This is a genomic window from Sneathiella sp. (assembly GCF_029233945.1).
Classification (GTDB): domain Bacteria; phylum Pseudomonadota; class Alphaproteobacteria; order Sneathiellales; family Sneathiellaceae; genus Sneathiella.
Window position 1 is genome coordinate 52,565 of record NZ_JARGOQ010000019.1, and the last position, 9,652, is coordinate 62,216.

The 9,652-nt window shown below is 60.1% G+C and carries 10 protein-coding genes; 1 reads left to right on the forward strand and 9 read right to left on the reverse strand.

The window, feature by feature from the left end; all coding sequences use genetic code 11:
- The 7 genes from P1U71_RS08335 to P1U71_RS08365 all read right to left on the reverse strand — a co-directional run.
- Positions 1-302, reverse strand: a 302-nt coding sequence (locus P1U71_RS08335; protein ID WP_301105118.1) for a 4Fe-4S dicluster domain-containing protein, incomplete at its 3' end; no start/stop codon positions are given.
- 1 nt (position 303) lies between these two features.
- Positions 304-1,542: an FAD-binding protein gene (locus P1U71_RS08340; protein WP_301105119.1), complete on the reverse strand. Its 1,239-nt coding sequence runs from the start codon at positions 1,540-1,542 to the stop codon at positions 304-306.
- 6 nt (positions 1,543-1,548) lie between these two features.
- Entirely contained in the window at positions 1,549-3,039 is a 1,491-nt protein-coding gene (locus tag P1U71_RS08345; RefSeq protein WP_367281150.1) for an FAD-linked oxidase C-terminal domain-containing protein, read from the reverse strand.
- Between the two features lie 137 nt (positions 3,040-3,176).
- A complete protein-coding gene (gene ykgO / locus P1U71_RS08350) occupies positions 3,177-3,302 on the reverse strand; it encodes a type B 50S ribosomal protein L36 (RefSeq protein ID WP_161316603.1) in 126 nt (41 codons plus the stop codon).
- Positions 3,303-3,425: 123 nt separating this feature from the next.
- Positions 3,426-4,370, reverse strand: a complete 945-nt coding sequence (locus tag P1U71_RS08355; protein ID WP_301105121.1) for a cyclopropane-fatty-acyl-phospholipid synthase family protein — start codon at positions 4,368-4,370, stop codon at positions 3,426-3,428.
- Positions 4,371-4,489: 119 nt separating this feature from the next.
- Positions 4,490-6,079, reverse strand: coding sequence for a class I adenylate-forming enzyme family protein (locus tag P1U71_RS08360; protein WP_301105122.1), 1,590 nt, complete (start codon positions 6,077-6,079; stop codon positions 4,490-4,492).
- Between the two features lie 126 nt (positions 6,080-6,205).
- Complete coding sequence (locus P1U71_RS08365; RefSeq protein WP_301105123.1) at positions 6,206-7,723, reverse strand: 5'-nucleotidase C-terminal domain-containing protein; 1,518 nt, start codon at positions 7,721-7,723, stop codon at positions 6,206-6,208.
- A gap of 59 nt (positions 7,724-7,782) precedes the next feature.
- Between P1U71_RS08365 and P1U71_RS08370 the strand changes: the two genes are divergently transcribed.
- Positions 7,783-8,190, forward strand: a complete 408-nt coding sequence (locus P1U71_RS08370; protein WP_301105124.1) for an HIT domain-containing protein — start codon at positions 7,783-7,785, stop codon at positions 8,188-8,190.
- On the opposite strand, the gene P1U71_RS08375 is transcribed toward P1U71_RS08370, so the two are convergent.
- A complete protein-coding gene (locus tag P1U71_RS08375) occupies positions 8,185-8,769 on the reverse strand; it encodes a hypothetical protein (RefSeq protein ID WP_301105125.1) in 585 nt (194 codons plus the stop codon). The two genes, P1U71_RS08370 and P1U71_RS08375, sit on opposite strands and share 6 nt — an antisense overlap.
- Positions 8,762-9,652, reverse strand: an 891-nt coding sequence (locus P1U71_RS08380; protein WP_301105126.1) for a glycine cleavage T C-terminal barrel domain-containing protein, incomplete at its 5' end; no start/stop codon positions are given. The genes P1U71_RS08375 and P1U71_RS08380, both read right to left, overlap by 8 nt.

The following is a 9,652-nucleotide window of genomic DNA, read 5'->3' on the forward strand; positions in this document are numbered from 1 at the left end:
TCGCGGCCATGCTCCACCAAATGCATGTAATCCACACCGGAAGGACAAGTCGTCATGCAGGACAGGCAGGAGAGGCATCGATCGAGATGCTTGACCGTCGAGGCCGGAGCCGGTTCCCCGCTTTCCAGCATCTGTTGCATCAGATAGATACGTCCGCGCGGGCTGTCGCGCTCATCGCCAAGCTCCAGATAGGTCGGGCAGGTTGCGGTGCAAAAGCCGCAATGAACGCAGTTTCGAAGGATATCGTTGGAGCGGGCGATCTTCGGGTCGGCAAGCTGAAGAATGGAGAATTCTGTTTTCATTTCAATCGCTTGCCTTCATGTCTTCAAGCGGATACATGCGCCCGGGGTTGAGGATATTTTCGGGATCAAACCCGTCCTTGATCCGCGCATTGATCTTTCGGATGGCCTCCGGTTGCGGCTGGAACGGCGCGATTTTTTGGCGCAAGGAAGTTGATCCCCGGATCAACGTCGCATGGCCCGCGCCCGCGAGTGCGCCCCGGATCAGGCTCTCTCCGCCATCCTCTCCCTCTTCGGGGAGTTCCACCCAGACAAGCCCGCCGCCCCAGTCGAGAAAATAATGCGCCTCCGGCCTCTTGTCCAAAATTGCCGCGACCACAGAGGCGGCATTGGCGGGCGGGAGCGAGAGTTTCCAAAGCGGTTTATCATTTCCGGCAAAGGCACTGGCATTGCTCACAAAATTCCAGAGACTTTGAGAATTCCTGCCATGCAATTCCTCCAGCGCGCCCTCCCCCTCGAACATCTCGCGGAGGGCGTTGCAGCGGAACTCGGCGGACGGGCCCGGCCCCTCGATCTTGAGGGCCAGCACCGACTTGCCGGGCCCCCGGATATAGTCAACATCGCATTTGGCGGCGATATTTTCGGGCAGCCAGGCCACCGCCGCGACATCATGGACGGAGGACAGCCCCCGGTTCATGATCGGCTGTGCCTTCTCCATCGGCACGCCATAGATCAGCACGGTACGGGTCTTGTCGGGGCGCGGCAGCACCTTGAAAGTGAGCGAGGTGGCAATGGCGAGCGTGCCGTAACTCCCCGCGACCAGCTTGCAGAGGTCATAGCCGGTGACATTCTTCATCACCCGGCTGCCGGTCTGGAAGGGCTGACCGCGTCCGGTGAAGCCCTGAACCCCCAGCAGATGATCGCGCGCGCTGCCCGCCTTGATGCGCGCCGAACCGGAGAGATTAGTGCTAAATATCCCGCCAAGCGTTCCCTCTTCCGCGGCCCCGCCCAGCAAGGGCCCGTAATCCGGCGGATCGAAAGCAAGCCGTTGCTCACTCTGACGGAGGAGCGACTTGATCTCGGATATTTTCGTGCCCGCCTTCGCCTTCATCACCAGTTCGGCGGGTTCATACATCTCGACCCCGGTGAGGCCTGTGAGATCAAGCATCTGATCTGTTGCGACCGGGCAGCCGATCCCGGCCTTGCTGCCCGCGCCCTGAAGCGCGAGACCGTGGCGGCCCGCCAGCGCCCAGTCGAGCATGTCGGCAATCTGCTGTTCTTCGGTGATTTTACTGATTTGCATGTCGGCCTAGAATCTCGGGATGTCGGGGAACGGCAATTCGCCGTTATGGACATGCATCTTGCCCAGCTCGGCGCAGCGATGGAGGATCGGAAAGACTTTGCCCGGATTGAGCCGCCCGTCCGGATCAAACGCGCATTTAAGCCGCTGCTGCTGTTTCAGGTCCTCTTCCGAGAACATTTCGCCCATGAGATCGCGCTTCTCAATCCCGACGCCATGTTCGCCGGTGAGGACGCCGCCCACCTCGACACAGAGTTTCAGGATATCCGCGCCGAACGCCTCGCATTTTTCAAGTTCCCCCGGGTTGTTCGCATCGAACAGGATCAGCGGATGCAGATTGCCGTCCCCGGCATGAAAGACATTGGCGACGCGGAGGCCGTAATGTTTGGAGAGTTCATTCATCTTCGCCAGCACTTTGGGAAGCTGGCTGCGCGGGATCGTGCCGTCCATGCACATATAATCGGGGGAGATACGCCCGACCGCCGGAAACGCCGCCTTGCGCCCGGCCCAGAAGGTCATGCGTTCCTCCTCGCTCGCGCTGATCCGGCTGACGGTGGCACCGCAGTCTTTTGCAATGGCGTCAATCTGGCTCTGGTAATGAGCGATCTCGACTTCCGGGCCATCCAGCTCAACAATCAACAGCGCCTCAACGTCCAGCGGATAGCCCGCATGGCAGAATTCCTCCGCCGCGTGAATGGCGTAGCGGTCCATCATCTCCATGCCCGCCGGGATGATGCCGGCGCCGATGATCTTGCCGACGCAATCGCCTGCCTGCTCGCTGGAGGGAAAACCGATCAACTGCGCGGAGATATGTTCCGGCGAGCGGAGGATGCGTACCGTTACCTCGGTGATCACGCCGAGCAGCCCTTCCGAGCCCGTCATGACGCCCAACAGGTCATACCCCTCCGCATCGAGATGCTTGCCGCCGAGGCGAATGATATCGCCCTCCATGGTCACCATCTCGATCCCGAGGAGGTTATGAGTGGTGAGACCGTATTTCAGGCAATGCACGCCGCCCGAATTCTCCGCGACATTGCCGCCGATGGAGCAGGCGATCTGGCTGGACGGGTCCGGCGCGTAGTAAAAGCCATCACCTTTGACGGCATCGGTAATGGCGAGATTGGTGACGCCGGGCTGTGCGACGACGCAGCGGTTGTCATAGTCAATCTCGACGATCTTGTTGAACTTGCCAAGGCCGAGCAGCACGCCATCCGCGAGCGGCAGCGCGCCGCCCGAAAGCGACGTTCCCGCGCCGCGCGGGACCACATTGACCCCTTCGGCCTTGCAGTATTTCAGGATATCGGAGATTTCGGAAACGGTGGACGGCAGCACCGCAATCATCGGAAGCTGGCGATAGGCACTGAGGCCATCGCATTCGAAGGCGCGCAAGTCGTCCTTGTCGTCGATCACGCCTTCCGGATCGGCGACAATGCGGCGGAGGCCCGTCACCAGCGTATCGCGCTTGGCCAGCACATCGGCGTTCGGCTTGGGCATTAACATGGCGGCTCCCCCTTCAGGTTTATTCCCTGTTCCCCTGACATAGGGCGGAAAGCCGACATTTGGCAAACAAAAAAACCGTCAATGCCGGGGCATTACGGTTTTTTCCACATTACAGAACCAATGGCGCCAGAGGCAGATTAGCCCTGACGCGCCTTGAAACGGCGGTTGGTTTTGTTGATAACGTAAACGCGTCCTTTGCGGCGTACCACGCGACAATCGCGATGACGCTTTTTCGCGGACTTGAGCGAGTTCAAGACTTTCATTGTCCAGATCCTAACAGCTTGATGAATTCGAAGGCCGGAACATACTGACCCCGGCGCGGCCTGTCAATGACGAAAAGGCCTGTTCCGGCGAAGAAATTACCGATACCACGCGAGGCCCGCCGGTCAGATGATTTCAACGGGTTTACGGGCGTAAATGCGGAAAACCTTGAGATGGCCCGCCTCCATCATCTTGATCCGTCCCATCCAGAGTTCGCCCTCTTTCAGGATCCATTCATGCAGATGGCCGCTTTTCTCGCCATTGCTGGTCCGGGCCGCATAATCGGCAAAGGCGCGGAGCACATTCGCCTTATATTCGATGGTGATATTCTCGGCGATACTAACGTCGAAGCCGGCAGCGGTCAGCAGCTTGCGCGTTTCCTGCACATCGACGGGGTTCGCACCGATCGGCTCCGCGTCGCGCCAGGCCTTCAACTCCGGCGCATCCGGTGCCGTGCCGTCCAGCATATAATCGGACATCATGAATTGGCCCGACGGCTTCAATAACTTGAAGATGGCGGCGAAACAGCCGGCCTTGTTCGCAACCGGGAACAGCGCCTCCGACGTATAGACCACATCGGCCGAGCGTTGCTTGGGGTTGAAATTCTCAAAATCGCAATGGAGGAAATTAATTTTCCGCGCAAGGCCCGCCATTTTTGTCATCTCATTGGCGGCATCCTGCAAAATCTGGTCCGAGTCATACCCGGTGACATAGGCGTTATATTCTTCCGCCACCCAGCGGGAGAAACCGCCCAGGCCACTGCCCAGCTCCGCGACGCTCAACGCCTTGTTGATACCGAGCGGCTGCGTCAGTTTTGTTTTCGCATCGTCGGGAACGCAACGTGTCATCCCCTCGCCAAAGAGGGTCACCACCGATTGCTGCCGGGCGAGGCTCCAGCCCTTGACCGTGGGCGGACTGTCATCGATGACGATCTTCTCACGTTCCGGCTCTGTCCCGGATTTTCGGGATCGTTTACCACCGTCCAGCTCATAACCGTCCCACCAAGCCTTGAGGCGGTGTTTCATCGACGGTTTGGTGTCCGTTTCCGGGCTATCCGATTCTGCGCTCATCCATAAGTTCCTGGAATATATTCCTTATTCGGCCCCTCACTTGACCGTATATTAGAATATCCCAGAAAAGGGTTAAACCTTCGTAAAACGCACCGCCGCACCCCAGGGCCAGACTGCCCTCAGGAGGCCTGCGCCGTCTCCCAATAGGGCAGGCGGAGCTCCCGTTTCATGACTTTGCCGATCGTGCTGCGGGGGAGGGTATCGCGGAACTCGACACCGCTGATCCGCTGGGTTTTACCAAGGCGGTTATTGACCCAGTCCTTGAGGGCGGCCTCGGTCAGGCCTGCGCCTTCCTTCGGCACGACAAGCGCGAGCGGGGTTTCACCCCATTCCTCACTCGGGATGCCGATCACAGCGACATCCGCGACATCCTCATGCTGCGCGAGTTCCACCTCGATATCGGCGGCGTAGATATTAAACCCGCCGGAGATGATCATGTCCTTCTTGCGATCAAGCAAAAACAGAAAGCCATCCTCGTCAAACCGGCCCATATCGCCGCTTTTATAGAAGACCTTGCCATCGGGGGAACGCCAGATCATGGCGTCAGTCAAATCCTGCCGCCCGTGATAGCCGGTCATCATGGCATCCGACCGGCCAACGATCTCGCCGATCTCCCCTTGCGGCAATTCCTCGCCCGCCTCGTTGATGAGGCGCAGTTCCGTCCCCTCGCCCGCCATCCCGACGGAGGCCAGCTTGTCCGGGAATTCGGTGCAGGAGAGCGCCGTGCCGATCCCGCCCTCGGTCAGGCCGTAAATCTCGATCATCTTGCCGGGCCAGCGGGTAATAATATCGCGCTTCACCCCCTCGCGCAGCGGCGCGCTGGTGGAGAGCTTCACCTCGAAGCTGCTGAGATCGTATTTATCGAAATCGGGATGAGCGAGAATGCGCTGATACTGCACCGGCACCAGCATGGCATGGGTGACCTTCTCGGCCTCCGCGATTTTCAGGAATTTTTCGGTATCGAATTTCGGCATGACAATGATCCGCCCGCCCAGCGCGAGCGTCGGCAGCAGCGCGACCAGCGTCGTGTTCGAATACATCGCCGTGGAAACAAGCGTCACCGCGCCTGCGTGGATACCCATCGCCTCAAACCGGAGGACATGCTGACTGCGCATTTTCTGGCTCTGCTCGATCCCCTTGGGAACCCCGGTGGTGCCCGACGAATAGATCAGGTTAAAGCCGTCCGTCTCCTTGACATCCACATAAAGAGGCTCGGTGGAGGCGCCCTTGATCAGCTCTTCATACGCCGTCCAGCCCTCGCCCGCGAAGTCAAAGGCGACATAGCCATCTTCCGCGACGCCGTCGATCCTGCCCCGGAAAGGCTCGATCAGATCTCGTGTCGACCCCGAGGCAAAGACCAGCTTCGAGCCGCTGTCGCGGATCATCACTTCCAGCTGCTCGCTGGACGCCATGCCAGAGAGCGGCACAATACAGAGTCCGGCCTGAAGGGCACCGAGGAACACCTCAAGATACTCCACGCTGCTTTTCGCCAGCACCGCCACCATATCCCCGCGCCCGAGGCCGCGGGAGTTCAGCATATTGGCAACCATATTGGTGCGCGGCAGGAATTCCGCCCAGGTCCGCGTCTCGCCCTCGCATTTGATGACGTCAAGCGACGGGTTCGCCGCGGCGGCGGCGCGGATGCGTTCGGCATAATGCACGAAAGGAAAGCTCTCTTCGGCATTGTTCGTGGGGGTGGTCTGGCTCATGATATCTCCCGTTTTCTTTCGGCCGCACTGGACCGTGGCGTTATTTTGCCCGCAGATTAGCCTCTGCCTCCCCTCAAAGCCAAGCAAAGAATGGGGAGGCCGCTTAATTCCCTGAAGTCAGGGACGTTATTTTTCGGTGATGCGCCCGCCGACGACCTTGTTCACCCCGCCCATATCGCGGATGTAGTTCATCACCGTCGTCGCCATCAGCGTGCCGCCCGAGGTGTCGATAAGCTGCTTCTTGCCTTTCAGCACCGCGTAGCCATCCCCGCCGTCGGCCATATAGTCATTGGTCGCGACGGTGTAGACCTTACCCATATCAAGCGGTGCGCCGCTCACTGCCACCTCACTCACCCGGGCACCGACAGGCAGGGTCTTGTCATAGGAGAAGGTAACGCCCGAAACCTGGCCAAAGCGACCGCCCACATCCTCCACCTTGGAGACGGCGGTTTCCAGCATCTCCTTCACATCCGCACCGGACACCTCCAGCAGGACAGTGACATTGCCGAACGGTAGCTCGGTCAGGATGTCCTTGCGCGTCAATGTGGTGCCCGGATCATAGAGCCGGTCGCCGCGAATGCCGCCGCCATTGGTGATGCCAATATCCGCCTTCACTTCCGTACGCATGGCATCGGCGATCAAGCTGCCGAACGCCGCCTCCTTCGCACGAACGGTGCCGCGCCGCGTATCCAGCATTACCGCCGTCTTGCCGATGGCAACGCCGAGTTCCTTATCGAGCGCGGCTTCATACTCATCGATAAGCGGTTTGATTTCGGGATCTGCCGCCGCGTATCTTGTCGGCATCATTTTCCAGCTCGGCAGGATGGAGAGCCGTTTCTTGCCCCGGCTTTCAACCCATTCCACATCGAGGTCAAGCACGCCGAGATACACCCCGTCCGCCCCCGATTGCATGACGGAAACACCATTTTTCACAAAGGTCGCCGCCACATGATCATGACCGGCCAGCACCGCGTGCAAACCATCCACCTGATCGGCGAGATTCTCATCCTCCGACAGATCAAGATGGGTCAGGGCAACGATCACCTCCGCCCCCTGCTCCTGCAGGGATTTCACCGCCGCCGTCGAGGTTTCAATCACGTCTGCGAACTGGATGTCTTCTCCCGGCTGGGAGAGGAAAACCGTCTCCGGCGTCAGGATACCGAAAAAGCCGACCTTGAAGCCGCCCATCTCGACAATCACCGCTGACTGCGCGCCGAGGGCCACTTTCCCCGACGCATCCAGCACATTGGTGCCGAGCCATGTAAAATCCGATTCGGCAATCCGTGACGCCGTAACATCAGGGCCGAAGTCAAACTCATGGTTGCCAAGCACGGCAATATCGGCGCCAATCGCGTTCATCAGCGCGATCATCTCGGTGCCGTGACTTAACCCGGACATGATGGAGGGCGAAATCAGGTCGCCGCCAAAGGTGACAACCGCATTGGGGGAGCGTTCCTTCTCCGCCTTGATCAGGCTTGAAATCTCCGCAAATCCGCCATTTCCCTTGACCCCGGAAAGCTGATAGATGTCATTGAAATGCAGGAACGTCAGTTTTGTCGGTTCCGCCGATACAGACGCCGTGAGCAACAGGAACACCGGTGCCAACAGAATAAGCACGCGGTTAAAAAGCGATTTATGTTTCATGAGAAATCCCCTACCCTGATCGAGTTATCAGATCGCTTATTATCGCAGGAATAAGGACAATGTTCCAGCTTCATCCGCAACTCGCCAAAGACAGCTTTCCCATCCTGAATTTACCGCTCTCGACGGTTATTCTGATGAATGATGCGCGTTTTCCCTGGATCATCCTGGTGCCGGAACGGCCGAACCTTGTCGACCTCCATGATTTGAAGCATGACGACTACAATGCTCTCACGCGAGAGATACGCGGCGCATCGAAAGCCATGGCGGCGCTCTTCACGGCGGACAAGATGAATGTCGCGACACTTGGCAATATGGTGCCGCAGCTTCATATCCATATCATCGCCCGTTATCGCAATGATGCCGCCTGGCCGGCCCCGGTCTGGGGCAAGGGCGTGGCAGAGCCTTACGAGACAACCGCGGCGGAGGCCCGGATCAATGACATCCGGGTGGCGCTTCAGGGCCTATAGCACCTCATAGCCGAACTGCGCTGCCCGCCGGGTCAGCCAGCGCCAGATTTCCGGGGCATGGGAGCGCGGGAGGAGCAAGTCATACTGCGCCTTGTCCGGCCGGAAAAGCAGGATATCAATCCCGCCGATATCGGTTGTCATCACGCGCCCGGGCGGAAAGGCGATGTCGCGGGCATCTTCCCGGATACCCCGCCGGAGCAACGCCGCCCCTTGCGGACCCCCCAGACGCAGCAGGCATTTCCCATGGCCGAGAGGCACGACGCACCCCTCCTCCGGTGTGATGGCAACTTCGAGGATATCCGCGGGCGCCGCCTCCCCAAGATAGGCAAGCCGACCATCGTTGAGATGCAGGAGCCGCCCCTCTTTCAGCCGTTGCGATCCACCCTGCTCCGGCAGGTCGCTGATGCCGAGCAATTCCGCGAGTTTGGAGCGGAGACTGTCCCGCTCCCAATCCCAGAGGGTAATCTCCAGATAAGAAAAATCCTTTATTTCCTTTAAGGTTACGCCCGGTTCCTTATCCAGCTTGCCGAAGCGTCCATGAATACGCTCCCCCCGAAGCGCGGAATTGCGATCAACCATGGCCAATCTCCTGTCGCGGCAGGACGCGCGGGGCCTGCACCTTGACGTCGATCACTTTGCGCCCATCCGCCGTGGCGGCACGGATCAGCGTTCCCTCTCGCGCACGGCCATCACTTAAGAGAGCCAGCGCAATCTCCCGGTCATGGGCGGGGCTGTAGCAGGCGGAGGTAATCTCCCCGATGCCCGGGCCTGCCGCCTCCGTCCCGTCGCCCTCATAGAGGATCATGCCGACACTGAGCGGCGGGGGCGCCTTTCCCTCCACTTCATGGGAGACGGGTTTCAGCCCGACGAGCTGCCGCCGCGCGCGATGCCGCCCTTCCAGACGTTCGGGCGGTGCAAGGCCGAGGTCCGACGCGGTGGCCGTGCCATTCATCTCGCGGGGGCCGGGACGGCCTGCCTCGATCCGCAAAGTCTCCCGCGCTGCCGTGCCCGCAAGGGTGAGCGAATACGCCTTGCCCTTCTCCAGCAGCAGGTTCCAGAGAATATCCGCATAGCCCGCGCGGGTGTAAATCTCATAGCCCGCGCCGACGGAGAGGCTGATCCGGGCGAGACGGACCGGCAGTTCATCCTGCGTAAAATCCCGAAATCCCATCGGCGGCAATGTCTCTCCCATCACCGACATGGGCAGGCTCGCCGCGAGCAACGCCTCCGCCTTCGGGCCCATCAGGGCGACACCGCCCCATTCATCGGTCACCTCCGTCAGCTTGAGACGCAGCGGCTTCTCCGATGCGGCGCCCAGAGCCTCCAGCCGGTTGCGCACGATCGCCAGCTCGCTCGCCGCCATGGTCAGCAGGAAATGCGTCGGCGCAAGACACCAGCCGACGACAGACGCCCGCGCGATCCCGCCAACCTCTGTGAGGAGTACGGCACGCATCCGGCCCGG

Excerpts from the sequence above, each read along its gene's own strand:
- P1U71_RS08355 (WP_301105121.1), bottom strand. The coding sequence starts at position 4,370 with ATGAGCGCAGAATCGGATAGCCCGGAAACGGACACCAAACCGTCGATG.
- P1U71_RS08375 (WP_301105125.1), bottom strand. The coding sequence starts at position 8,769 with ATGGTTGATCGCAATTCCGCGCTTCGGGGGGAGCGTATTCATGGACGC.
- P1U71_RS08370 (WP_301105124.1), top strand. The coding sequence starts at position 7,783 with ATGTTCCAGCTTCATCCGCAACTCGCCAAAGACAGCTTTCCCATCCTG.
- P1U71_RS08340 (WP_301105119.1), bottom strand. The coding sequence starts at position 1,542 with ATGCAAATCAGTAAAATCACCGAAGAACAGCAGATTGCCGACATGCTC.
- P1U71_RS08365 (WP_301105123.1), bottom strand. The coding sequence starts at position 7,723 with ATGAAACATAAATCGCTTTTTAACCGCGTGCTTATTCTGTTGGCACCG.
- P1U71_RS08345 (WP_367281150.1), bottom strand. The coding sequence starts at position 3,039 with ATGTTAATGCCCAAGCCGAACGCCGATGTGCTGGCCAAGCGCGATACG.
- ykgO (WP_161316603.1), bottom strand. The coding sequence starts at position 3,302 with ATGAAAGTCTTGAACTCGCTCAAGTCCGCGAAAAAGCGTCATCGCGAT.
- P1U71_RS08360 (WP_301105122.1), bottom strand. The coding sequence starts at position 6,079 with ATGAGCCAGACCACCCCCACGAACAATGCCGAAGAGAGCTTTCCTTTC.